The sequence below is a fragment of the Micromonospora sp. WMMD723 genome (assembly GCF_049863385.1).
GTDB classification, from domain to species: domain Bacteria; phylum Actinomycetota; class Actinomycetes; order Mycobacteriales; family Micromonosporaceae; genus Micromonospora; species Micromonospora wenchangensis.
In genome coordinates this window covers 5,510,494-5,533,607 of record NZ_JBMKNR010000001.1, presented here as the reverse complement: position 1 = coordinate 5,533,607, position 23,114 = coordinate 5,510,494, and the positions used below count along the sequence as shown (strand labels likewise).

Here is a 23,114-nt window from a genome sequence, read left to right as displayed (position 1 = left end):
CCGAGGCGACGTGCGGCGCATCTGCGGCGATCCGGCGGTGTCGACGGGGTGGTCGATACCACTCGATCGGTCCATGAGCGGCCCCGCGGCGGCCGGGCCACGGGGCCGCCGGGGTCATGGCCGCCGGTCGGCGTGCAGCCGGTCGAGGTGGGCGGCGAGTTCGTCGGTGACCAGCAGGTCGGTGCGGATCCGGTCGTGCGGGTAGCCGGCCCGGCCGATCATGTGCGCGGCGACCGGCGCGGTGGCCAACTGGAACGCGCCGACCAGCACCAGCGTGGTGACGTCCACCCCGGTCCGCAGCCGCAGCGCGCAGCCGAGCAGCACCAGCAGCAGGCCGAGCACCTGTGGCTTGGCGGCGGCGTGCATCCGCGACAGCAGGTCGGGGAAGCGGACCAGGGCGACCCCGGCGGCGAGACTGAGCAGCGCGCCGCCCAGCAGGCAGGCCGCGGCCACCACGTCCAGCACCGCGTCGACGCTCACCTGTCGTCCCGGCGGGTGGCGAAGCGGGCGACGCTGACCGAGCCGACGAAGCCGAGGATGGCCAGCACCACCAGGATCGGCAGCGCGGTCGCGTCCCGGCTGTAGGCGGCCTCGGTCGCCACGGCGGCCACCACGATCGCCAGCAGCACGTCGGTGGCGACCGCCCGGTCGAGCACCGACGGCCCCCGGACGATCCGGGTGAGGGTGAGCGCGCCGGCCACCGCCAGCAGCACGGTGACGATCACGGCGACAGCGGTCATCTCGAACTTCCTTCCAGGGTGGACGGTGTGTGCTCCCGGATCAGCCGCTGCTCCTGCGCCGAGCCGATCGCCGCGATCAGCCGGCCCTCCAACTCCAGCACGCCGTCGCGGAAGCGTTCGACCTCGGCCCGGTCGCGCACCCCGAGCACGTGGACGTAGAGGATGCCGGCGTCCCGGTCGACCTCGACGATGAGGCTGCCGGGCACCAGGGACAGCGCCTCGGCGGTCAGCGTGAGGTTGAGGTCGGAGCGGACCCGCAGCCGCACCGCGATGATCGCGCCCAGCGGGGGGTGCCCGAACCGCAGCGCCAGGGCCGCGATCTGGACGCTGGCCACCACCAGGTCACGCAGGAAGCGCAGGGCGAACCGCAGCAGCGGCACCGGGTGCACCCGCCCGGCGAAGGTCACCGGGGGCAGCGGGAAGACGGTCAGCACCACCAGCCCCACGACCAGCCCACCGAGCACGTTGGCCCAGCTCAGCGTCCCCCAGAGCAGCACCCAGACGGTGACCAGGACGATCATCGCGACGGCCTGGTTGCGGCGGCGGGCAGCCCGGGTCAGCGGCCGGTCCTCCGGATGCTCCGCGGCCGGCCCACCCCCGGGAAGCTGCGGCGACGGCTCCCCGGGCGGCGGCGACCGGTCCGAGGGGCGCTGTGGTGGCGGATCGTGGCTCACGGGGTCCCCCCGGGGTAGACGGCCTCGACGTACGGGGTGCGCCGCAGCAGGTCGTCGGCGGCGTCGGAGCTGAGGTCGAACAGCGGCCCGGCCACCACGGTCAGCCCCAGCCCCAGCACCACCAGGGCGACCGTCGGCGCGATCATCAGGCGGGGCAGCATCGCGCCCGGGTGGGCGTCGCGGTCGGGCCCCCGGTAGGGCTGCTCCACCCCGTCGGTGCGGACGGTGTGCACGCTGTCCTGCGGCTCGGGCATCTCCGGGTGCGGACGACGCCAGAACGCCAGGTTCCACACCCGGGCGATGGCGTAGAGGGTGAGCAGGCTGGTCAGCAGCCCACCGGCGACCAGCACCCAGGCCAGCACACCGCCGTCGTCCACCCCGGCCTGGACCAGCCCGAGCTTGCCCAGGAAGCCGGAGAACGGGGGGATGCCGGCCAGGTTCAACGCGGGCACGAAGAACAGCACGGCGAGCAGCGGCGACAGCCGGGCCAGCCCGCCGAGGCGGTCCAGCGCGGTGCTGCCGCCCCGGCGCTCGACCAGCCCGGCGGCGAGGAACAGGGTGGTCTGGATGGTGATGTGGTGCACCACGTAGAAGATCGCGGCGGCCAACCCGAGCGACGAGCTGAGCCCCACCCCGAACAGCATGTACCCGATGTGGCTGATCAGGGTGAACGACAGCAGTCGTTTGATGTCGGACTGGGCGACCGCGCCCAGGATGCCGACCAGCATGGTCAACGCCGCCACCACCAGCAGCAGGTCGGCGGTCCGGCCGCCGGGGAACAGCAGCGTCTCGGTGCGGATGATGGCGTACACGCCGACCTTGGTGAGCAGGCCGGCGAAGACGGCGGTGACCGGCGCGGGCGCGGTGGGGTAGCTGTCGGGCAGCCACGCCGACAGCGGGAAGACCGCCGCCTTGATGCCGAAGGCGAGCAGCAGCATGCCCTGCAGCACCAGCCGCAGGTCGTCGGGGAGCGCGTCGAGCCGGTCGACGAGCTGGGCCAGGTTGAGGGTGCCGGTGGCCGAGTAGACCAGCCCGATCGCCACCAGGAAGATCAGCGACGACAGCAGGCTGACCACGACGTACGTGGTGCCGGCGCGGATGCGGGTCTCGGTGCTGCCCAGGGTGAGCAGCACGTAGCTGGCGACCAGCAGGATCTCGAAGCCGACGTAGAGGTTGAACAGGTCACCGGAGAGGAACGCGTTGCACACCCCGGCGGTCAGCACCAGGTAGGTGGGGTGGTAGACCGACAGCGGGGTCTCCTCGTGCCCGTCGGCCATGCCCTGCCCGATGGAGTACACCAGCACGCAGAGGGTGACGGAAGCGGAGACCACCAGCATCAGCGCGGCGAGCTGGTCGGCGACGAGCACGATGCCCAGCGGTGCGACCCAGCCGCCGACCTCGACGACGAGCGGCCCGTCGATCGAGGAGCGGACGAGCAGGGTGGCGGCCACGGCGACGGTCGCGGTGAGCACGGTGAGGCTGACCCACCGCTGTGCGCGGGGCCGGCTGGCCAGCAGCAGGGTCAGAGCCGCGCCGAGCAGCGGCATCACCACCGGCAGCGGGACGAGGTAGTTCACGCGTCCCTCCCCCGCCCGCCGGCCGTCGCCGCCGCCGAGGGCCGCCGGCTGTCCGGATCGGGCCGGCCGTCACCGTCGAGCTGGTCGTCGGAGTCGGGCTGGTCGGCGTCGTCGGTGCCCGGCCCCTCGTCCCGGTCGGCCAGGTCCATGATCCGGCGGTCCTCCACGTCGTCCTGCACCTCGTCGTGGCCGTTGAGGTGCCAGCTGCGGTACGACAGCGCCAGCAGGAACGCGGTCATGCCGAGGGTGATGACGATGGCGGTGAGCACCATCGCCTGGGGCAGCGGATCGCTCATCTCGGCGGCGTCGCTGGTGCCGACGATCGGCGGGCCACCGGCCCGCCCCCCGGTGAGCAGCAGCAGGTTGGCGCCGTTGCCGAGCAGGATGACGCCCATCAGCACCCGGGTGAGGCTGCGTTCCAGCAGCAGGGTCACCCCGGCGGCGAAGAGCACGCCGACCACCACGATGTAGGTGAGGTTGGGGGTCACACCAGCTCCTTGTCCCGTACGTCGTCGTGGGCGTCCTCCTGCTGGCGGTCCATCTCGGCGCCGAGGCTGCGCAGGATGTCCAGCACCAGGCCCACCACGATCAGGTAGACGCCGACGTCGAAGAAGACCGACGAGACGAAGTGGACCTTGCCGAGCAGGGGCAGGTGCAGGTCGAGCACCGCGCTCTGCAGGAACTCCCCGCCCAGCGGCATCGCGGCCACCCCGGTGCCCACGGCGAGGAAGAGCCCCGCGCCGAGCACCGCCCCGGCGTCGACAGGCGCGGCGGCGTTGAGTTCTCGCCGGCCACCGGCCAGGTAGCGCACGGCCAGGGCCAGGCCGGCGACCAGCCCGGCGGCGAACCCGCCCCCGGGGGCGTTGTGACCGGAGAAGAGCAGGTAGACCGAGAACAGCACGATGGCGTGGAACAGCAGCCGGGTGACCACCTGGAGGATCACCGAGTGCCGGTGCGCCTCGAAGCCGGCGGTCAGCCAGCGCGGCCCGCCGGTGGCCGCCGGTCGGGGGCCGGGGACGGCGCTGCGCCGGTCCAGGTCACGGGAGCGGCGGAAGATCAGGCTGGCCACCCCGGTGGCCGCCACCACCAGCACCGCGATCTCGCCCATGGTGTCCCAGGCGCGGATGTCGACCAGGGTCACGTTGACCACGTTCTTGCCGCCGCCGTAGGAGACCGCCTCGTCGGGGAACCGCTCGGAGATCGGGGTGGCCAGCCGACCGCTCGACGCGACCCAGGCCATCCCGGACACGACCGCGCCGACGGCGACGCCGATGGCGATCCGGCCGCGCCGGCTGCGGCGGATGGGCCGGGCCGAGAACTTCACCGGCAGCCGGCGCAGCACCAGCACGAACATGACGATGGTGACGGTTTCCACCAGGAACTGGGTCAGCGCCAGGTCCGGTGCGCCGTGCAGGACGAACATCAGCGCCGTGCCGTAACCGGCGACACCGACCAGGATCATCGCGGTGAGCCGGCGCAGCGCGCGGGCGGCCATCACCGCGGCCACGATCACCAGGGCGGCGGCGACCGCCTGCAACGGGGTGTCCCAGGCGCGGAACTCCCGGGGCCACGGCCCGCCGGTGAGCAGCGCGCCACCGGGCAGGACGACCAGCACCACCAGGATGATCCCGAGGTAGAACGGCAGCGAGCCCCGCTGGGTGGCGCCGGTCAGCTCCACCGCGAGCCGGTCCACCCCGGCGACCAGCCGCTCGTAGCCGGCCGCGCCGTCGACCGGGGTCCACCGGGTCGCCCGCAGCCGTCGGAGGTGCAGCAGCAGGAACAGCCCGACGCCGGCCGTCACCGCGAGGGCGGACAGCCCCAGCGCGGGGGTGAGGCCGTGCCACAGCGCCAGGTGGTAGCCGGGCCCGGTCGAGGAGAAGCCGTCGGCGTACGGGGCGAGCAGCCCGTCGAACGCCGGGGCGGCGACGCCGACGGCCAGCCCCGCCACGGCGAGCAGCGCCGGGGCGGCGAGGAACGACCGGCCCGCCGGGTGCGGGTCGGTCGGCGCGACCCCCGGCTTGGCGGCGAACGCGCCCCACAGGAACCGCAGCGTGTACGCCACGGTCAGCGCCGACCCGGCCACCACGCCGGCCAGCACCAGCAGGTCCGTCGTGCCGCCGTGCTGGAACGCCTCGAAGGCGGCCTCCTTGGCGACGAAGCCGGCCATCGGCGGCAGCCCGGCCATCGAGGCGGCGGCCAGCACGGCGACCCCGGTCAGCACCGGCGCGCGCCGGCCGAGGCCACTGAGTTCGCGCAGGTCCCGGGTGCCGGTGGTGTGGTCGACGATCCCGACGACGAGGAACAGGGTGGCCTTGAACAGGGCGTGCGCCAGCACCATCGCCGCGCCGGCCAGCGCGGCGTCGCGGCTGCCGGCACCCAGGACCACCATCAGCAGCCCGAGCTGGCTGACCGTGCCGTAGGCGAGGAGCAGTTTCAGGTCGGTCTGGCGCAGCGCCACCCAGGCACCGAGGAAGAGGGTGGCCAGGCCGGTGCCGAGCAGCACCACCCGCCAGGCGGTGACGTCGGCGACGGCCGGGCCGAGCAGGGCGACCAGGAACACCCCGGCCTTGACCATCGCGGCGGCGTGCAGGTAGGCGCTGACCGGGGTGGGCGCGGCCATCGCGCCGGGCAGCCAGAAGCTGAACGGCACGATCGCCGACTTGCTGAGCGCGCCGAGCAGGATCAGCATCAGCGCGGTGACCAGGTAGCCGCCGCCGGGCAGGTCGGTGGCGACGACCGACCAGCGGTAGCTGCCGGCGTGCTGGCCGAGCATGACGAACCCGGCCAGCATGGCGAGCCCGCCCAGGGTGGTGACCAGCAGCGCCTGCATGGCGGCCCGGCGGCTGGCCCGCTTCGCCGGGTCGTAGCCGATCAGCAGGTACGAGAAGACGGTGGTCAGCTCCCAGAACACGTAGAGCAGCAGCAGGTCGTCGGAGACGACCAGGCCGAGCATGGAGCCGGCGAAGGCGACGAAGACCGCGGCGAAACGGCCCAGTCCGGGGTCGTCGGAGCGGAAGTACCTGGCGCTGTACGCCAGCACCAGCGCGCCGACCCCGCCGACGAGCACCACCATCAGCCAGGACAGGGTGCCCATCCGCAGGGCCAGTTCCAGACCGATCCGGGGCACCCACGGCCAGGTCTCCACCACCGGTTCGCCGGCCCGGACCGCACCGGTACGGGTCAGCGCCCAGACCAGCGTGGCGGCCGGGGCGAGCGCGACGGCGTAGAGCGCACGGCGTCCGAAGCGACGTACCAGCCCCGGGGCGACCACGGCTGCCAGTGCGTGGACCGCCACCAGGACCAGCACATACCCTCCTTGAAGATCAGTGTCGGCGGCCACCGGCCCGTTCGGGGCGGTGCGGAACCGGCGGCTCGGGGACGGGCGTCCCCGGGTCGCACGGCCACCGCGGCGGTGGCGTCACCGGTGGTTGGTCGGTCGGTGGTGGTGCCCGGTCAGTGACCGGCGAACACGTCCACGGCGGTCGTGGTGGCCGCCTCCGCACCCGCGACGACGACCTCGTCGCCGGCGAGCAGGACGTAGTCGTCGCCAGGGGTCGGTACGACCCGGCCGGCGCGGACCACCGCCAGCAGCGACAGCGGCAGGCCGGACAACGCGGTGTCCCGCCAACGCTTTCCGTCGCCGTCGCCGCCCACGGCGACGGGTATTCGCACGACGGTGACGCCGGGGAGCTGGCGTTCCAGCTCGGCGAGGTGGTCGACGGTGACCGCCTGGTTGAGCACCCCGGCGACGGCCTGCGCCTCGGACTGGTCGAGCACCAGCGTGCCGACCGCGGTGTCGGTGTCGTCGGGGTGGTAGATCACGATGTCGCGCCGCCCGCCGGGGTGGGAGATGACGCTGGCCCACTGGCCGTGCGCGGTGGCGAAGCGCTGGCAGAGTCCGACCCCGTGAATGACCGTACGTTCGAACCGCACACCGACCTCCTTCGCCCAACATCGAAGGGGCGTCCGGCCGGTAACGGCCGCGCGCCCCTTCATCCCTATCATGATCAGGGCGTGATCGCCCACCTCCATCGTCCCATCATTCGGGAAACCTGGACGTCAGAGGCGGTGCCGACGGACCCTCGGCGGTCCTCGGGCCGAGGGTCGTGGTTGCGCCGACCGGCACCGGCCCGGTCAACGGCCGACGGGACGGGCGACACGTCCGCGGCGGGTGCCGACGCCCGTCGTCAACGGGCGTCGGTGCGTTCGGCCGACCGGTGCCGGCTAGCCGGATCGTCCCGGTCGATGCGCAGCTCGCGTTCCAGCTCGGCGATCACCGCCCGCAGGTCGTCCAGGCGCTGGGTCAGGGCGATCCGGTCCACCTCGTCGGGCACCCCGTCGCCGTCGGCGTCGTAGCCGGGCGCCAGCCGCTCGGTCATCTCCAGCCGGCGGGCCTCCTCCATCGAGTTCACGATGACCGCGATCAGGATGTTCAGCAGCAGGTTGACCGTGATGAGCACGTAGCTGACGTAGTAGACGAGGGTCCACGGGGACAGCGCCATCCCCTGCTCCACCAGATCCGGCAGGGTCTCCAGGGACAGCAGCACGAACAGGGTCAGCAGCGACCGGCCGATGTCGCCGTACTGCTCCGGGTAGGCCCGGCCGAAGATCAGCCAGCCGGCCATGCCGTAGACGTAGAGGGTCACCATGGCCAGCGCGAGGAACCCGCCGACACCGGGCAGGCTGCGCCACAGCGCGGCCACGATGGTGCGCAGACCGGGCGAGAAACGCACCAGGCGCAGCACCCGGGCCACCCGGACGACCCGCAGCAGCGCCGAGTCGCCGTGCAGCCCGGGCAGGAAGATCGCCGCGATCACCACCAGGTCGAACACGTTCCAGCCGTGCCGCAGGAAGTCCTGCGGCCGACGCCCGTACGCCAGCACCCGGACGGCGATCTCGGCGACGAAGGCCGCCCGGAAGCTCAGCTCCAGCCAGTGCAACGCCGGTCGGGCCGCACCGAGATCCGGGTAGGTCTCCACCCCGAGGACCGCCGCGTTGGCCATGATGAGCACCACGATCGCCGCCTCGAAGGGGCGCGACCGGGCGATCCGGGCACACCACTGGGCGAGGCCGGCGGGGCCGACGGGGCCGGGATCGGCGGCACGCCGCCGGGTGGGAACAGGCACGGACGACACCGGTCACCCGGTCCCGGGGCGGTACGGGAACGCGGCGGCCATCCCGACACCCTACCGGCCACCCGGGACGATCACCGTCGGTGATGGACCGGGCACCCGACCACCGGCGATCACAGGTTCTCGTCCCGACATTGAACGACCGACGCCCCGGCTTCGTACCACCCGGTGAAGGGAGCTGCTCATGAAGCGCACGACCCCGTTGCTCACCCTGCTGACCGGGACGGGCATGGCCGCCGTCCTGTTCGCGATGAGCGCCCAGGCGGCGCCGCGTACGGTCGATGCCGGTGCGGCCGCGCCCGCGACGAGCCCGCCCGGTGCCACCGTGGCGTCGCCCGCCGCCCCCGCGGCCGAACCGGATGCCGACCCGGCCGCCGAACCGGAGGCCACCCCGGCGGCACCGGCGGGCGGCCAGCCCGGCCCGGCGCAGACCACGCCGCCGACCACGGCGCCACCGGCGAAGCAGGCCGACTCCAACTGGACCGGACGGCTCGACGGCGGTGCCACCATCGCGATCACCGTCACCGACGGCAAGGCGGTGGCGTACGTCTGCGACGGCAGGAAGCTGGAGGTGTGGCTCAACGGCACCGCCGCCGACGGCCGGATGAAGCTGACCGGCAAGAAGGGTGAGGTCCTCACCGGGTCGTTCGGCGACGGGGTCGCCTCCGGCGAGATGGTGGTCGGTCAGCGCCGGTGGAAGTTCACCGCCAAGCAGACCGGCAAGCCCGACCCGGTGCTCTACCGGGCCACCGCCCAGCAGCGCCGCGCCGGTGTCGACGGCGGCTGGATCATGCTGCCCGACGGCAGCCAGATCGGGGTGGTCACCCGCGACGGCGCGCCGGTGCCGGCCCCGCCGCTGGACCCCGCGTTCGGCACCACCATCCTCGACGGCCGGACCGTCACCGCGTCGCCGGTCGTGGCCGACCCGGGGTCCGGTGCGTGATGACGACGGCACGCCGCAGGTTCGAGACCGACGTGGGACGCGACTTCGACGACGGGCCGTCCGTCCGGGTCCTGTCCGACCCCCCACCCGCCCCGACCCCGCCCGACCCGGTCGCCGCGCCGTCCACCGGCTCCGGTGCCCCGCCCGCCTCGGTGCTCGTACCGCTGCTGGTCGGGGCGGCGGTCGCGGTGGCCCTCGGGGCGTACGGCCGGATGCACCAGCCCACCGGGATCGCGGTCAACGTGGCCGGCTTCTCCAGCCCGCAGGCGGTCAAGGTCTGGCTGGGCACCGGGGCGGCCCTCTTCGCCGTGGTACAGCTGCTCAGCGCGTTGGCGATGTGGGGCCGGCTCGGTGGCTTCTCGCCCTCCTGGGCGGGTGGGCTGCACCGGTGGAGCGGCCGGGTGGCGTTCCTGCTGACCGTTCCGGTGGCGGTGCACTGCCTCTACGCGCTGGGCTTCGCCGACTACGACCTGCGGACCCTGCTGCATTCGCTGCTCGGCTGCCTCTTCTTCGGGGTGTTCACCATGAAGATGCTGGCGCTGCCCAAGCGGGGGCTGGCCGGGTGGGTGCTGCCGGTCGTCGGCGGGTTGGTGTTCACCGTCCTGATGGGGATCTGGGTGACCTCGTCGCTGTGGTACTTCACCACCTTCGGGGTGGGGACGTGACGGGCTCGTGACACGGGAGAGGAACGACGGGCAGATGTGCGACGAGCGTGGGGCCGGTTGCGCGTCCCGACGGGCGGTGCTGGCCGGTGCCGGTGGGGTGGGCGTGACCGCCCTGCTCACCGGCTGCCAGACGTACGGCGAGCCGACCTCGCCGGCCGCGGCGCCGCAGACCGGCGGATCGGCCGCCGCGCCGGCCGACGCCTCGCCGGGCGGCAGCGCACCGGCCGGGCCGTCCGCCGGGGCGAGCGGCTCCCCCGCCGGGGGCGGCGAACAGCCGCCCGCCCCGGCGGCGCTGGCCGCGGTGGCGGACATCCCGGTCGGCGGCGGCAAGATCTTCAAGGCCGAGGGGGTGGTGGTGACCCAGCCGGCGGCCGGCACCATCAAGGCGTTCTCGGCGACCTGCACCCACCAGGGCTGCACGGTCACCTCGGTCAAGGACGGCACCATCGTCTGCGGCTGCCACAACAGCGTCTTCGGCATCGCCGACGGCGCGGTGCGCAGCGGCCCGGCCGGCAGCCCGCTGCCGCCCCGGGCGGTGACCGTCGACGGCGACGACATCCGGCTGGCCTGACCACGCCGGCACTCTCAGACCGCGAGCGCCTGGCGGACCGACCGTTCGGCGTCCCGGCCACCGTCGCCGCTGGCGGTGACCCGGCCGGACTCCAGCACGTAATGCCGGGTCGCCACCCGCAGCGCGAAGCCGAGGTGCTGCTCCACCAGCAGCACCCGGATGCCGGCCCCGGTGGCCAACCCGACGATCCGGTCCTGGATCTCGGCGACCACCGACGGTTGGATGCCCTCCGTGGGTTCGTCGAGCAGCAGCAGCCGGGGTCGGGTGACCAACGCGCGGGCGATGGCCAACTGCTGCCGCTGGCCGCCGGAGAGCAGGCCGGCCCGCCGCCGCAGCAGGGGACGCAGCGCCGGGAACAGGTCCAGCGCCTCGGCGGTGGCGGCGGCCCCGTCGCGCCGGCCGTCGGCCACCAGCCGCAGGTTCTCCGCCGCCGTCAGGTGCGGGAAGCACTGCTGCCCCTGCGGGACGTACGCCAGGCCCCGGGCGACCCGCTGGTGCGGGGCGAGCCGGGTGACGTCCTCCCCGTCGAGGGTGACCGTGCCGGCGCGGGGGCGCAGCAGGCCGACGGCGACCCGCAGCAGGGTGCTCTTGCCCGCGCCATTGTGGCCGAGCACGGCGGCCACCCCGTCGGCGGGGACGGCCACGTCCACCCCGTGCAGCACCTCGCTGCGGCCGTAGCCGGCGTGTACGCCACGCAACTCCAACATCACGCCTCCGGTGCGGTGTCGACGCCGAGGTAGACCTCCTGCACCCGGGGGTCCGCCTGGACCTGGGCGACGGTGCCCTCGCTGAGCACCTTGCCGGCGTGCAGCACGGTCACGCTGCGGGCGAAGCGCCGCAGGAAGTCCATGTCGTGTTCGATGACCACCACGGTGCGGTCCCGGCTGACCGTCTCCAGCAGGGCGCCGGTGGCGTCGCGTTCCTCGTGGCTCATCCCGGCGACCGGCTCGTCGAGCAGCAGCAGCCGGGCATCGGAGACCAGCAGCATGCCGATCTCCAGCCACTGCTTCTGCCCGTGCGCCAGCGCGCCGGCCGGCTGGTCGCCCCGGTCGGCCAGCCCGATCGTCTCCAGCGCGGCGGCCACCTCGTCGGGCACCCGGTGCCGGCGGCGGGCCAGCGTCCACCAGCTCCGGGTGGCTCCGGCGGCGATGTCGAGGTTCTGCACCACGGTCAGTTCCTCGAACACCGACGCGGTCTGGAAGGTGCGGCCGATGCCGAGCCGGGCGATGCGGTGCACGTCGCGGCCGAGCAGTTCCCGGTCGCCGAAGCGGGCCGAGCCGGTGGCCCGGACCAGCCCGGTCACCGCGTCGACCACTGTGGTCTTGCCGGCCCCGTTGGGGCCGATCAGGAACCGGATGTCGCCGGGCGGCACGTCGAGGTCGACCCCGTCGACGGCGGTGAAGCCGTCGAAGGTGACCCGCAGGTCGCGTACGCACAGGCCGTCGAGCTGCGGGCCGGTCATGCCGCCGACACCTCCGTCCGGGTCTCGGCCGGGTCGACCGGCCGGCTCCGCCGCCACCACCGCGCCCCCGCCGGGTCCGACCGGCGCTGCCGGGCCAGCGCCCACAGCGACGCCAGGCCGCCCGGCAGGAACGCCACCACCAGCACGAACAGCAACCCCTGCAGGTACGTCCAGGTGCCCGGGAACCGTTCCGACAGGGCGGTCCGCGCCCAGGCCACCGCCACCGCGCCGAGCACCGGACCGAGCAGGGTGGCCCGGCCGCCGACCGCGACACCGATGACGAACTCGATGGACGGCACGATCCCGATCAGCGCCGGTGAGATGATCCCCACCGCCGGGACGAACAGCGCCCCGGCCAGCCCGGCCATGCCGGCGGCCACGACGTAGCCGACGAGCTTGACGCCGGCCGGGTCGTAGCCGAGGAACCGGACCCGTTCCTCGCCGTCGCGGACGGCCACCAGCAACTCGCCGTACCGGCTGCGGATGAGTTGCCGGGCCAGCGCCAGCAACGCGAGCAGGCTGGCGGCGATGATGAAGTAGACCATCCGCTGGTTGACCGGGTCGTCCAGGTCGTACCCGAAGAAGCCCTGGATGTCGGTGAGGCCGTTGGTGCCGCCGGTGGTGCCCTGCTGGCCGACCAGCAGGATCACCATCGCGGCGGCGAGCGCCTGGCTGAGGATGGCGAAGTAGGCGCCACGGACCCGGCGGCGGAACACCAGCGAGCCGAGGCCGAACGCGACGGCCATCGGCAGCAGCACGGTGGCCGGCAACGCGATCCACGGGCTGGCGAACGGCCGCCACCACAGCGGCAGCTCGTCGAGCTGGCCGTAGAGCTGCATGAAGTCGGGCAGCTCGCCGGGGCCGGCGTCGGCGAGCTTGAGGTGCATGGCCATCGCGTAGCCGCCGAGGCCGAAGAACACCCCCTGGCCGAGGGTGAGCATGCCGCCCCGGCCCCAGGCGATGCCGATGCCGACCGCGACCATCGCGACGCACAGGTACTTGGCCAGCAACGACAGCCGGAAGTCCGACAGGGTCAGCGGGGCGACGGCGAACAGCAGCGCGGCGCCGAGGGCGAACCCGGCGGCGGTGCGGGCCGGGCCGTCGAACCGGCGGCCCCGCCGGCCGCCGGCCGGGGTGCCGGCAGCGCTGGCGGGATCGGTGCGGACCAGCGGCGCGGCGGTCATGCGAGGCTCCTGGTACGCAGGGTGAACAGCCCCTGGGGCCGCCACTGGAGGAACGCCACGATCGCCACGAAGACGATCACCTTGGCGACGCTGAGCGTGGTGAGGTACTCGCCGGTGGCCTGGAGCACGCCCAGCGCGAAGGCGACGATCACGCTGCCCTTGAGCTGGCCGATGCCACCGACCACGACGACCAGGAAGGCGTCGATGATGAGGTTGGTGCCCATCGTCGGGCCGATCGGCCCGAGCAGGGTCAGCGCGACCCCGGCGACGCCGGCCAGGCCGGAGCCGATGAAGAAGGTCGTCCGGTCGACCCGCGCGGTGGGGATGCCGGAGACGGCGGCGAGGTCGCGGTTCTGCACCACCGCGCGGATGCGCCGCCCGAGCGGGGTGAGCCGCAGCGCCAGGGTCAGCGCCAGCACGGCGGCCAGCGCGAGCGCCAGGATGAACAGCCGGTTGTTGGCGACGGTCAGCCCGCCGGGCAGGGACACGTTGCCGGTCAGCAGCGCCGGGGCCCGGGTCTGCACGTTGGGGCTGCCGAAGACGTCGCGGGCCAGTTGCTGCAGCATCAGCGAGACGCCCCAGGTGACCAGCAGGGTGTCCAGCGGGCGGGCGTAGAGGCGGCGGATCAGCAGCACCTCCAGCAGCACGCCCATGGTGCCGGCCACCGCGAAGGCGACCGGCAGCGCCACCAGCAGCGACCAGCCGGCGGCGGTCACGGTCTGCTGCAGGACGTAGGTGGTGTAGGCGCCGGCCATGATGAACTCGCCGTGCGCCATGTTGATCACGTTCATCTGGCCGAAGGTCAGCGCCAGGCCGAGGGCGATGAGCAGCAGCACCGCGCCGATGCTGACGCCGGTGAAGAGCTGACCGAAGAGGACTGTCACGTTCGCGCTCCGAAGGGGTGGGTCGGCCCGGGCGGGGGTGCCTCCCGCCCGGGCCGGGATCGGTCAGCTCAGGCCGCTCGCCCAGGGGTAGCTCTTCAGGTACGGGTCGGGCGTGATCGGCTTGCCCGAGTTCCACACCTCGGTGATCAGCCCGTCCGCGCCGACCTTGCCGATCCGGGCGGTCTTGGCGATGTGCTGGGTGGGGCCGTCCACCGTGACCAGGCCCTCCGGGGCGTCGTAGGTGATGCCACCGGAGGCGGCCCGGACCTTCTCCACCTCGAAGGTGCCGGCCTTGTCGACCATCGCCTTCCACAGGTACACCGCGACGTAGGCGGCCTCCATCGGGTCGCTGGTCGGCTTGTCCGCGCCGTACCTGGCCTTGTAGGCGGCGACGAACTTCTGGTTGGCCGCGCCGGGGGTGGTCTGGTAGTAGTTCCAGGCGGTCAACTGGTCCTTGAGGTACTGGGTGCCGATCCCCTTGACCTCCTCCTCGGCGATCGACACCGACACCACGGGCATGCTCGCGGCGGTCAGCCCGGCGGAGGTGTACTCCTTGAAGAACGCCACGTTGCTGTCGCCGTTGAGGGTGTTGAACACGGCGTCGGCCTTCGACGAGCGGACCTTGTTGACGATGGTGCCGAACTCGGTGGAGCCGAGCGGGGCGTAGTCCTCGCCGAGCACGGTCATCCCGTTCGCCGCCGCGTACGCCTTGATGATCTTGTTGGCGGTTCGCGGGAAGACGTAGTCGCTGCCGACCAGGTAGACCGACTTCTTGCCCTGCGCCTTGAGGTAGTCCAGGCCGGGCACGATCTGCTGGTTGGTGGTGGCCCCGGTGTAGAAGATGTACGGCGACTGCTCCAGCCCCTCGTACTGCACCGGATAGAACAGCAGCGCCTTGTTCTTCTCGAAGACCGGCTTGACCGCCTTGCGGCTGGCCGACGTCCAGCAGCCGAAGACGGCGGCGACCCGGTCCTGGGAGATCAGCTTCTCGGCCTTCTCGGCGAAGGTGGGCCAGTCGGAGGCGCCGTCCTCACCGACCGGGACGATCTTCTTGCCCAGCACGCCACCGGCGGCGTTGATCTCCTCCACGGCGAGCATGATGGAGTCCCGCACGGTGACCTCGCTGATGGCCATGGTGCCGGAGAGCGAATTGAGCAGGCCGACCTTGACGGTGTCGCCGGACACGTCGGCGCTGACCCCGGTGGTCGACTTCTCGTCGGAGGTCTTGCTGCCGCAACCGGCGAGCGCGGCGGCGGCAATCAGGGTCAAGGCGCCCGCCAGGATGCGGCGGCCCCGGAACTGTGACATTCATTCTCCCTGCGGAGCGATGTTCGCCGGACAATTTTTCGTGCCGGCCCGCACTGGCCGACAGGTATTGCTGGCAATGATTGGTAGGCGGTGCGGTCGTGGCGCAGTTCGGCGGGCTCGTCGAGCGACGTGTGGGGCGTCGCGGCGGCGGTCCGCAGTGGACGTTCGGGCAGCAAAAGCCTCTGCCCCTTTGATTGCCGCCACGTTTCCCGGCCCTTAATTGACTGTTTCCCGGACCGATCTCGACACATACGAAAAAGGCCACCGCCACAATGGACGATGACCACTCACGACAATGCGCTACGCCTATCCGACACAGGACGGCCCATCAACCACCGAGCCCGCCCAACAATAGACGGGAATGGCGATTACTTCACGCAGGAAGCATCCTAGAACCCCCACCCACCCCCCTGTCAACACCCCGCCCCACCGCTCCCCGCCCCGCCCAGCCCGCCCGCCCAGCCCGCGTGATCAAGAGGTTTGCGTCAGCCGTGGAGCTGGAGCTGACGCAAACCTCTTGATCACCGGGGACAACCAGGGGCGGGAGGGGGAGGGGAGGGTGGGGTCAGAGTTCGGCGAGGACGGTGAAGTCGAGACCGTCGGCCTCGGCGAGGTAGATGCGTTGGCGGACGTGGCGGCGGCGCAGCTGCAACTCGCCCCGGGGGCCGTGGTAGGTGACCGCGTCCGCCGCCGCCCCGATGGCGCGGACGTCCAGCGTGCGGGCGCGGGCGATCAGGGCGGCGAGCAGCATCACGCCCTCGTAGCAGGACTCCCCCAGGCTGCCCAGCGGCGGCGCGTCCACCCCGAACCGGCGGGCGAACGCGCCGTGGAAGTCCAGGTTCTCCCGGGTGACCAGGCCGGCGAAGAACCCGGCCGTGCTGAACAGCCGGCGGGTGCCGCCGACGCCGCTAGCCAACAGCATGTTCTCGTCCATCAGGGTGCTCAACCGCAGGCACCGCTGGTCCAGACCGGACCGGCCGAAGGCCCGGTTGAACCGGACGGCGTCGGCACCGACGAGCAGCATCAGCACCGCGTCGGCCTCGGCCCGCTCGATCTCCCGCAGCACCGGTCCGAAGTCCTCGGTGCCCAGCGGCAGGAACGCCCGCCCGCACACCCGCGCCCCGTCGTCGCGGGCGTACCGCAGGGCCGCCTGCGCGGTGCGGCGCGGCCAGACGTAGTCGTTGCCGACCAGGTACCAGCGGCGGACCCCCTGCTCCCGGGCCAGCAGCCGCATCGCCGGGCGGAGCTGCGCGTCCGGCGTCTCGCTGGTCAGGAACACCCCCTCGGTACGCTCCCCGCCCTCGTACAGGGCGGTGTAGACGTACGGCACCCGGTGCGCGATCCGGGGCGCCACCGCCTGCCGGACCGAGGAGATGTGCCAGCCGGTGACCCCCTGCACCGCCCCCGTGGACACCAGCGCCTCCACCTCGGCGGCGACCTCGGCCGGGGGCGCACCGCCGTCGACCGGCACCAGCCGCAGCTCCCGGCCGAGCACCCCGCCGGCCCGGTTGACCTCCTCCACCGCCAACTGGGCACACAGCTCGCAGGTGGGGCCGAACATGCCGGCCGGGCCCCGCATCGGAAAGACCAGCGCGACACTGACCACCGACCGGTCGACGGTCAACCAGGGGGCCGCCCCGGCCGTGCCGCCCGAGCGGGGCAACGGCTCCGGCACGCCGTGGGGGCCGGGCACCGGCACGGACATGCTGACATGATTGCCGGCAACCCTGGCGGGCCACCAGACCCGACCGAAAACCGGGACGCTTCGGTAACATGGCAACCCACCGAACGGGGAGAGACATGGCCGACGATCCCACGACGCCCGTCGACCTGATGCGCGCGCTCACCCGCGCCGAACGGCTGCTCGCCCGCCGGGTCGGCGCAGTGCTCACCACCGAGGGGCTCACCGTCGAGGCGTGGCGGGTGCTCTGCCGCCTCGCCGACGGGCAGGGCCACCCGATGAGCGAGGTCTCCACCGAGGAGTCGTTGCCGCCGGGCACCCTGACGAAGCTCGTCGACCAGCTCGTCGACCAGAATCTGGTGCACCGCCGGATCGACCCGTTCGACAGGCGACGTATCCGGGCCTACCTGACCCCCCGGGGCCGCCGCGAACAGGAACGCATCGACGCCCTCGTCCGGGCCGAGCTGGCCGGGGTCCTCGACGACGCGACGCTGACCGGGCAGCTCGTCGACCTGGTCGCCCGGCTCGACCCGCGCCGGCAGCCGGTCCGGGCCGGCTGACCCCGGCCAGCTCCACCAGGGATTCCGCCCAGCGCCCGGCCGGTGGCCGCCGGTGCGGGGTGGTGGGGCCGCTAGGCGACCGGCACCGCGTCGGCCCCGGTGCGGGTCGCGGGTCGGTGGAGACCTTCGGCTGCGCCCCCGGGCGGGGTGTTCGCGTCGACCGGGGTGGTGAGCAGGGTGCGCAGGGTGTGCGCGTCGACGGCGGTGGCGGTGAGCAGCGCCGCCGGGCCGCCCGCCAGCGGCAGCCAGGCGGCGGAGGCCCCGGGGCCGGCGGGGAGCAGCCGGCCCCGGGGCTGACCGCCACCGGCGTCCACGGTGGCCGGTCCCGACGCGGCGGCGGGACCGACCACCAGCAACGACCCGGTCGCCGTCGCCCCGCCCAGCACGGCCGGCCCGGCCCAGCCGGGTGCGGCCGGGCCGACCGCCAGGGACTGGCGCAGCAGCGGCCGGCCGCCGTGGTCGACCGAGGTGGCCACCACGACGTCGCCGGCGGGTTCGCCGTACCGGCCGCAGACCAGTTCCTCGCGCCAGAGCAGCCGGGCCCCCTCGGCGAGGGTCACCCGGGACCCGGCGACGTGGTCGCAGCCGGCCGCCGCGACCAACTGCTCCGGAAGCCAGTGCAGGGTGCCGCCGTCGTGCACGGTCGCGTCGACCCGCATCCGGGAGACCGCGCCGGGCCGGCCGGGCAGGGCCACCGAGGCCGCGACGGTACGCACCCGCACCTGCGCCCCCGGCCCCACCTCGACGCTCAACCGCAGGTCGTCACCGGCCAGCGGACCGGCCGCGCCGCCGACGACGTACACCGTGGGGACGCCGTCCTCGGCGGCGGCCTGGCGCAGCAGCAGCGGTGACTCGCCGCGCAGCTCGCGCAGCACGGTGCGGCCCCGACGGTCGGCCACCGCCACCACCCGGGCGACCGCGCGCATCAGGCGACGGCCAACCGGCCACGGTGGTGGGCCAGCTCGTGGCGGACCCAGTCGGCCACCCCGGTGGCCAGCGGATCGCCCACGATGGACAGGAACACCGTCGGCAGGTCCCCCCGCCGGGCGCGGGCGTCGCGGTCCATCACCGACAGGTCGGCCCGTACCAGCGGGGCCAGGTCGGTCTTGTTGATGACCAGCAGGTCGGCGGCGGTCACCCCGGGCCCACCCTTGCGGGGCACCTTGTCGCCACCGGCGACGTCGACCACGAAGATCTGCCTGTCGACCAGCCCCCGGCTGAAGGTGGCGGTGAGGTTGTCCCCGCCGCTCTCCACCAGCACCAGGTCCAGCGGCCCGACCCCGTCGACCAGCTCGTCGATGGCGTCGAGGTTCGCGCCGATGTCGTCGCGGATCGCGGTGTGCGGGCAGCAGCCGGTCTCCACCGCCCTGATCCGGGCCGGGTCGAGCACCCCGGCCCGGCGCAGGAAGTCGGCGTCCTCGGTGGTGTAGATGTCGTTGGTCACCACGCCCAGGCGCAGCTCGTCGGCGAAGGCCCGGCACAGCGCCGCGACCAGCGCGGTCTTGCCCGACCCGACCGGCCCGCCGATGCCGACCCGCAGTGGGCGGGCGGTGGACGGCAGCGGGGCGTGCGGGTCGACCCCCGGCTCGGGGTGGGTGTGCGGCACGGTCTCGTCGTGCGGGATCGACGCGTGCGGGGTCGGCGATACGGTTTCAGGACGCAAAGAGACGCACCTCCCAGGTGGTGTGGACTTCGGCGTGGATGTCGGTGAGCGGGGCGGCCGGGGACGGCAGCCACTCGGGCGGGTCGTCGGCGGTGGCGACCGCGCGGGCCGCCGTGGCGTCGCAGTCGACGGCCAGCGCCGCCAGCACCGCGTGCACCCGGTACGGGTCGAGGCCGAGCAGCCGGACCGCGGCGCTGGCCGGGCCGGTCACCGACCCGTACGCGGCGACGGTGGCGACCGCCACCGCGTCGAGGCCGCCGGCGGCGGCGACCAGGCCGAGCACCAGCGGCTGGTGCGGCCCGGTCGGGCCGGTGGGCAGGTCGTCGAACCCGCCGCCGGGCCAGATCTCCCGGCCGGCCCGCAGCAGCGCCCGACCCTGCCGGCGGGAGACGGCCCGCAGCGCCGGTGCGGCGGTACGGGCGTCCAGTTCGGCGTCCAGCCGGGCCAGCGTCGCCCGCCGGTCGGCGGTGCCGGCGGCCCGGTGGGCCGCCACCGCGAAGGCGGCGGCGACCAGCCCACCGGTGGCCAACCGGCCGCGCAGGAACCCGGCCAGGGTGGCCGGGTCGGTGACCAGCCCGGCCGCCACCGCCGCCTCCAACCCGGCGGAGTGGGCGTGCGCCCCGGCGGGGAACCTGCCGTCGGCCAGCAGCAGCACCATGCTCGACGGGGTCATCAGAACAGGTGGTACCGCTGGGCCATGGGCAACTCGGTGACCGGTTCCGGGTCGACCACCACCCCGTCGATCCGGACGGTGAAGGTGTCCGGGTCGACCTCGATGCGCGGCAGCGCGCCGTTCTCGGGCAGGTCGGCCTTGCCCCGCGAGCGCACGTCGGCCACCGGGACCAGCGGGCGGCGCACGTCCAGCCGCAGGCCCGCCTCCAACGCGGCCGGCGCGACGAACGCCACGCTGGTCGCGGCGGGCACCACGCCGTACGCGCCGAACATCGGCCTCGGCAGCATCGGCTGCGGGGTGGGGATGGAGGCGTTCGCGTCGCCCATCTGCGCGTACGCGATCATCCCGCCCTTGATCACCAGGTGGGGCCGGACGCCGAAGAACGCCGGGTCCCAGAGCACCAGGTCGGCGAGCTTGCCCGGTTCCACCGAGCCGATCTCCCGTTCCAGCCCGTTGGCCATCGCCGCGCAGATGGTGTATTTCGCCACGTAGCGGCGGGCCCGGTGGTTGTCGGCCGGGCCGTCACCGGGCAGCGCGCCCACCCGGCGCTTCATCACGTGCGCGCTCTGCCAGGTCCGGGTGATCACCTCGCCGACCCGGCCCATCGCCTGCGAGTCGGAACCGATGATGGAGATCGCCCCGAGGTCGTGCAGCAGGTCCTCGGCGGCCATCGTGGACGGCCGGATCCGGCTCTCGGCGAAAGCCAGGTCCTCCGGCACCGACGGGTTCAGGTGATGGCAGACCATCAGCATGTCGAGGTGCTCGGCGAGGGTGTTGCGGGTGTACGGCCGGGTCGGGTTCGTCGACGACGGCAGCACGTTCGGTTCCCCGGCCACCGTGATGATGTCCGGCGCGTGCCCGCCCCCCGCCCCCTCGGTGTGGTACGAGTGGATCGCCCGCCCGGCGATGGCGCGCAGCGTGTCGGCCACGAACCCGGCCTCGTTGAGGGTGTCGGTGTGGATGGACACCTGCACCCCGGACGCGTCGGCGACCCGCAGGCAGGCGTCGATCGCCGCCGGGGTGGTCCCCCAGTCCTCGTGCAGCTTGAAGCCACCCGCCCCGGCCCGCAACTGCTCCCACAGCGCCTCCGTGGAGACCGTGTTGCCCTTGCCCAGCAGCAGCACGTTCACCGGGAAGGCGTCCAGCGCCTCGTGCATCCGGGCCAGGTGCCAGGCGTTCGGGGTGACCGTGGTGGCCCGGGTGCCCTCCGCCGGGCCGGTGCCCCCGCCGACGAGGGTGGTGATGCCCGAGGTGAGCGCCTCGGTGACGATCTGCGGGCAGATGAAGTGCACGTGGGTGTCCACCGCCCCGGCGGTGAGGATGCGCCCGTTGCCGGCGATCACCTCGGTGGACGGGCCGATCACCAGGTCCGGGTGGACGCCGGGCATGGTGTCCGGGTTGCCGGCCCGGCCCAGCGCCACGATCCGCCCGTCGCGCAGCCCGACGTCGGCCTTGGCCACCCCCCAGTGGTCCAGCACCACCGCGCCGGTGATCACCGTGTCCAGCGCGCCCTCGGCCCGGGTGGCCCGGGACTGCCCCATCGACTCGCGGATCACCTTGCCGCCGCCGAACACCGCCTCGTCCCCGCCGACGCAGTGGTCGACCTCCACCTCGATCAGCAGGTCGGTGTCGGCCAGCCGGATGCGGTCACCGGTGGTCGGGCCGTACAGGTCCGCGTAGCGTCGCCGGTCCACGGTGCTCATCGGCCCGCCTCCGCGTCGCGCGGGCCGGACCCGCCGGCATCCGGCCCCGGGTCGAGGGGGCCGGCGACCTCGCCGCGCAGCCCCGGCACCACCCGGGCCCCGCCCAGCGGCACCAGGTCCACGGTGCGGCTCACGCCCGGCTCGAAGCGCACCGACGTCCCCGCCGGCACCGCGAGCCGCTGGCCGTACGCGGCGGCGCGGTCGAAGCGCAGCCCCGGGTTGGTCTCGGCGAAGTGGTAGTGCGAGCCGACCTGGATCGGCCGGTCGGCGGTGTTGACCACCAGCAGGGTGGTCACCGGACGCCCCACGTTGATCCCGACCGGTCCGTCGCCGGGCAGGATCTCCCCCGGGATCACGGGATCGGGTGGTGCACCGTCACCAACTTGGTGCCGTCCGGGAACGTCGCCTCCACCTGCACCTCCCCCAGCATCTCCGGAATGCCGTCGAGCACGTCGTCGCGGCTGAGCACGGTTCGGCCGGCGGCCATCAGGTCGGTGACGGTCCGGCCGTCCCGGGCCCCCTCCAGCAGGAAGGCGGTGATCAGGGCGACGGCTTCGGGATAGTTGAGGCGCAGTCCGCGCTCGCGCCGGCGGCGGGCGACGTCCGCGGCGACGTGGACGAGCAGGCGGTCCTGCTCGTGGGGCGTGAGGAACACGGGATCTCCCGGGCGGCTCGGCGTGTTTCCCACCGTAACGGCCGGAACCGGGCCGGGGGCGCGGAACGGGCACGGGGCAGGAAGGACACACGGGACCGCCGTCGGGCCACCGGCAGGATGCTCCGGGGCCCCACCGGCCCCGGCCCGCCACGGGGCCACTCGGCGGTGGTGGTTGGGAAGGACCGCACCGCCAACCGCTGGACCGACCGTAGAGGATCACCCCGGGCCGTGGCAACGCCCCGGGCGGGCCGTCAGGCGAACAGCAGCAGCGGGTCGGTGTCGCCGCGCACCCCGACGAAACAGGCGGCGGACGTCCGGCAGCCCCGGCGCACCTCCCGCACCCCGTGCATCCGGCCCGCCTCGAACATCACCAGGTCACCCTGGCAGGGCAGCACCGTGTCGTGCGGCGGCCCGACCCGTTCCGGTTCGAGGCCGTAGTCGAGCGGGTCGGCCTTGAGCGCCACGAACTCGTCCTCGCCGAGGCGTCCCCAGAAGTCGATCTCGCCGCCGTCGCCGGGGGCCGGCACCTCCAGGTAGATGTTCACCCCGAGCCGTCGCCGCAGCCGGTAGGTGTCCAGCAGCGGGATCTGCCGGCGGTCGATGTGCGGACGGCCCCGGCCGCCGGGGGTCATCCGGCGCAGCACCCCGGGGAGCATCATCCGCCCCTCGTGCCGGCCGACCGTCGCCCCGTACGGCCACATCTCGTCGAGGTCCAGCCGGATCAGGTCGGTGGGCGACTGCCGGCCGGCGAACACCTCGTGCCGGATCAGCCGGGTGGTGGCCGGCGCGTCGTCGAGGTACCGGCGGACCACCTCACCGCCGTTGGCGACCTGCCCCATCGAGGTGCCGACGCTGGTGAACTCCCTGGTGAGGGAGAAGTTCGCCGCCGCGACGGCGGCCGCCACCCGGGGCAGGACGGCGTCGCACTCGGCCGGCGGGAAGTACTCCCGGTGCCAGATGAGGTCGATCTCCCCGGTGGCGAGGTCCCGCAGCGACCCGGGGGTCAGCCGGTCGCTGCGGCGCAGGTGTTGGCTCACGT

Annotated in this window: 25 protein-coding genes; 4 read left to right on the top strand and 21 right to left on the bottom strand. The window is 73.7% G+C overall.

Annotated elements, in window-relative coordinates; genetic code table 11:
- Positions 1–114 precede the first annotated feature (114 nt).
- The 8 genes from mnhG to ACN261_RS24060 all read right to left on the bottom strand — a co-directional run bounded on the left by mnhG (position 115) and on the right by ACN261_RS24060 (position 8,117).
- Positions 115–480 carry a monovalent cation/H(+) antiporter subunit G gene (mnhG, locus tag ACN261_RS24095; RefSeq protein WP_145920159.1) on the bottom strand — a complete coding sequence of 122 codons (366 nt, stop codon included), beginning with the start codon at positions 478–480 and terminating at the stop codon, positions 115–117.
- Positions 477–740, bottom strand: a complete 264-nt coding sequence (locus ACN261_RS24090) for a monovalent cation/H+ antiporter complex subunit F (protein WP_088645903.1) — start codon at positions 738–740, stop codon at positions 477–479. The genes mnhG and ACN261_RS24090 overlap by 4 nt, the downstream gene beginning before the upstream one ends.
- On the bottom strand, positions 737–1,300 hold the full coding sequence (locus ACN261_RS24085; RefSeq protein ID WP_421486809.1) for a Na+/H+ antiporter subunit E: 564 nt from the start codon (positions 1,298–1,300) through the stop codon (positions 737–739). The genes ACN261_RS24090 and ACN261_RS24085 overlap by 4 nt, the downstream gene beginning before the upstream one ends.
- A gap of 110 nt (positions 1,301–1,410) precedes the next feature.
- Positions 1,411–2,991 (bottom strand): Na+/H+ antiporter subunit D, encoded by a 1,581-nt coding sequence (locus ACN261_RS24080; RefSeq protein ID WP_421481916.1) that lies wholly within the window; start codon positions 2,989–2,991, stop codon positions 1,411–1,413.
- Positions 2,988–3,479 (bottom strand): Na(+)/H(+) antiporter subunit C, encoded by a 492-nt coding sequence (locus tag ACN261_RS24075; protein WP_425852263.1) that lies wholly within the window; start codon positions 3,477–3,479, stop codon positions 2,988–2,990. Before ACN261_RS24075 ends, ACN261_RS24080 begins: the two co-directional genes overlap by 4 nt.
- Positions 3,476–6,298, bottom strand: coding sequence for a Na+/H+ antiporter subunit A (locus tag ACN261_RS24070; protein WP_425852261.1), 2,823 nt, complete (start codon positions 6,296–6,298; stop codon positions 3,476–3,478). The genes ACN261_RS24075 and ACN261_RS24070 overlap by 4 nt, the downstream gene beginning before the upstream one ends.
- A gap of 146 nt (positions 6,299–6,444) precedes the next feature.
- On the bottom strand, positions 6,445–6,924 hold the full coding sequence (locus ACN261_RS24065; RefSeq protein ID WP_357930412.1) for a potassium transporter TrkA: 480 nt from the start codon (positions 6,922–6,924) through the stop codon (positions 6,445–6,447).
- Between the two features lie 254 nt (positions 6,925–7,178).
- Positions 7,179–8,117, bottom strand: coding sequence for an ion transporter (locus ACN261_RS24060; RefSeq protein ID WP_421481911.1), 939 nt, complete (start codon positions 8,115–8,117; stop codon positions 7,179–7,181).
- Positions 8,118–8,307: 190 nt separating this feature from the next.
- Between ACN261_RS24060 and ACN261_RS24055 the strand changes: the two genes are divergently transcribed.
- From ACN261_RS24055 to ACN261_RS24045, 3 genes are read left to right on the top strand one after another with little or no spacing between them, the layout of a single operon-like run.
- Positions 8,308–9,066, top strand: a complete 759-nt coding sequence (locus ACN261_RS24055; protein WP_421481910.1) for a hypothetical protein — start codon at positions 8,308–8,310, stop codon at positions 9,064–9,066.
- Positions 9,066–9,731 carry a DUF6529 family protein gene (locus tag ACN261_RS24050; protein WP_421481909.1) on the top strand — a complete coding sequence of 222 codons (666 nt, stop codon included), beginning with the start codon at positions 9,066–9,068 and terminating at the stop codon, positions 9,729–9,731. Before ACN261_RS24055 ends, ACN261_RS24050 begins: the two co-directional genes overlap by 1 nt.
- A gap of 7 nt (positions 9,732–9,738) precedes the next feature.
- A complete protein-coding gene (locus ACN261_RS24045) occupies positions 9,739–10,302 on the top strand; it encodes a Rieske (2Fe-2S) protein (RefSeq protein ID WP_421481908.1) in 564 nt (187 codons plus the stop codon).
- A gap of 14 nt (positions 10,303–10,316) precedes the next feature.
- Here the strand turns inward: ACN261_RS24045 and urtE are convergent, their stop codons facing one another.
- The 6 genes from urtE to ACN261_RS24015 form a co-directional block, all read right to left on the bottom strand.
- Positions 10,317–11,009, bottom strand: a complete 693-nt coding sequence (urtE, locus tag ACN261_RS24040; RefSeq protein ID WP_421481907.1) for an urea ABC transporter ATP-binding subunit UrtE — start codon at positions 11,007–11,009, stop codon at positions 10,317–10,319.
- Positions 11,009–11,764 (bottom strand): urea ABC transporter ATP-binding protein UrtD, encoded by a 756-nt coding sequence (gene urtD / locus ACN261_RS24035; protein WP_425852257.1) that lies wholly within the window; start codon positions 11,762–11,764, stop codon positions 11,009–11,011. The genes urtE and urtD overlap by 1 nt, the downstream gene beginning before the upstream one ends.
- Positions 11,761–12,948 (bottom strand): urea ABC transporter permease subunit UrtC, encoded by a 1,188-nt coding sequence (gene urtC / locus ACN261_RS24030; protein WP_421481905.1) that lies wholly within the window; start codon positions 12,946–12,948, stop codon positions 11,761–11,763. Before urtC ends, urtD begins: the two co-directional genes overlap by 4 nt.
- Positions 12,945–13,832, bottom strand: a complete 888-nt coding sequence (urtB, locus tag ACN261_RS24025) for an urea ABC transporter permease subunit UrtB (protein ID WP_421481904.1) — start codon at positions 13,830–13,832, stop codon at positions 12,945–12,947. Before urtB ends, urtC begins: the two co-directional genes overlap by 4 nt.
- 63 nt (positions 13,833–13,895) lie before the next feature.
- Positions 13,896–15,140 carry an urea ABC transporter substrate-binding protein gene (gene urtA / locus ACN261_RS24020; protein ID WP_363794735.1) on the bottom strand — a complete coding sequence of 415 codons (1,245 nt, stop codon included), beginning with the start codon at positions 15,138–15,140 and terminating at the stop codon, positions 13,896–13,898.
- A 565-nt stretch (positions 15,141–15,705) separates the two neighbouring features.
- Positions 15,706–16,845: a substrate-binding domain-containing protein gene (locus ACN261_RS24015; RefSeq protein ID WP_421481901.1), complete on the bottom strand. Its 1,140-nt coding sequence runs from the start codon at positions 16,843–16,845 to the stop codon at positions 15,706–15,708.
- Between the two features lie 95 nt (positions 16,846–16,940).
- On the opposite strand from ACN261_RS24015, the gene ACN261_RS24010 reads away from it, so the two are divergent.
- A complete protein-coding gene (locus tag ACN261_RS24010) occupies positions 16,941–17,381 on the top strand; it encodes a MarR family winged helix-turn-helix transcriptional regulator (protein WP_204924370.1) in 441 nt (146 codons plus the stop codon).
- 71 nt (positions 17,382–17,452) lie between these two features.
- On the opposite strand, the gene ACN261_RS24005 is transcribed toward ACN261_RS24010, so the two are convergent.
- From ACN261_RS24005 to ACN261_RS23975, 7 genes are all read right to left on the bottom strand, one after another.
- Entirely contained in the window at positions 17,453–18,307 is an 855-nt protein-coding gene (locus ACN261_RS24005; RefSeq protein WP_425852253.1) for an urease accessory protein UreD, read from the bottom strand.
- Positions 18,307–19,044 (bottom strand): urease accessory protein UreG, encoded by a 738-nt coding sequence (gene ureG / locus ACN261_RS24000; RefSeq protein WP_421481899.1) that lies wholly within the window; start codon positions 19,042–19,044, stop codon positions 18,307–18,309. The genes ACN261_RS24005 and ureG overlap by 1 nt, the downstream gene beginning before the upstream one ends.
- A complete protein-coding gene (locus tag ACN261_RS23995) occupies positions 19,034–19,717 on the bottom strand; it encodes an urease accessory protein UreF (RefSeq protein ID WP_425852251.1) in 684 nt (227 codons plus the stop codon). Before ACN261_RS23995 ends, ureG begins: the two co-directional genes overlap by 11 nt.
- Positions 19,717–21,420 (bottom strand): urease subunit alpha, encoded by a 1,704-nt coding sequence (locus ACN261_RS23990; protein ID WP_425852249.1) that lies wholly within the window; start codon positions 21,418–21,420, stop codon positions 19,717–19,719. The genes ACN261_RS23995 and ACN261_RS23990 overlap by 1 nt, the downstream gene beginning before the upstream one ends.
- Positions 21,417–21,776 carry an urease subunit beta gene (locus tag ACN261_RS23985; RefSeq protein ID WP_425852244.1) on the bottom strand — a complete coding sequence of 120 codons (360 nt, stop codon included), beginning with the start codon at positions 21,774–21,776 and terminating at the stop codon, positions 21,417–21,419. Before ACN261_RS23985 ends, ACN261_RS23990 begins: the two co-directional genes overlap by 4 nt.
- Positions 21,773–22,075, bottom strand: coding sequence for an urease subunit gamma (locus ACN261_RS23980; RefSeq protein WP_088646841.1), 303 nt, complete (start codon positions 22,073–22,075; stop codon positions 21,773–21,775). The genes ACN261_RS23985 and ACN261_RS23980 overlap by 4 nt, the downstream gene beginning before the upstream one ends.
- Before the next feature lie 251 nt (positions 22,076–22,326).
- Positions 22,327–23,112, bottom strand: a complete 786-nt coding sequence (locus tag ACN261_RS23975; protein WP_425852243.1) for a 2OG-Fe(II) oxygenase — start codon at positions 23,110–23,112, stop codon at positions 22,327–22,329.
- Positions 23,113–23,114 lie beyond the last annotated feature (2 nt).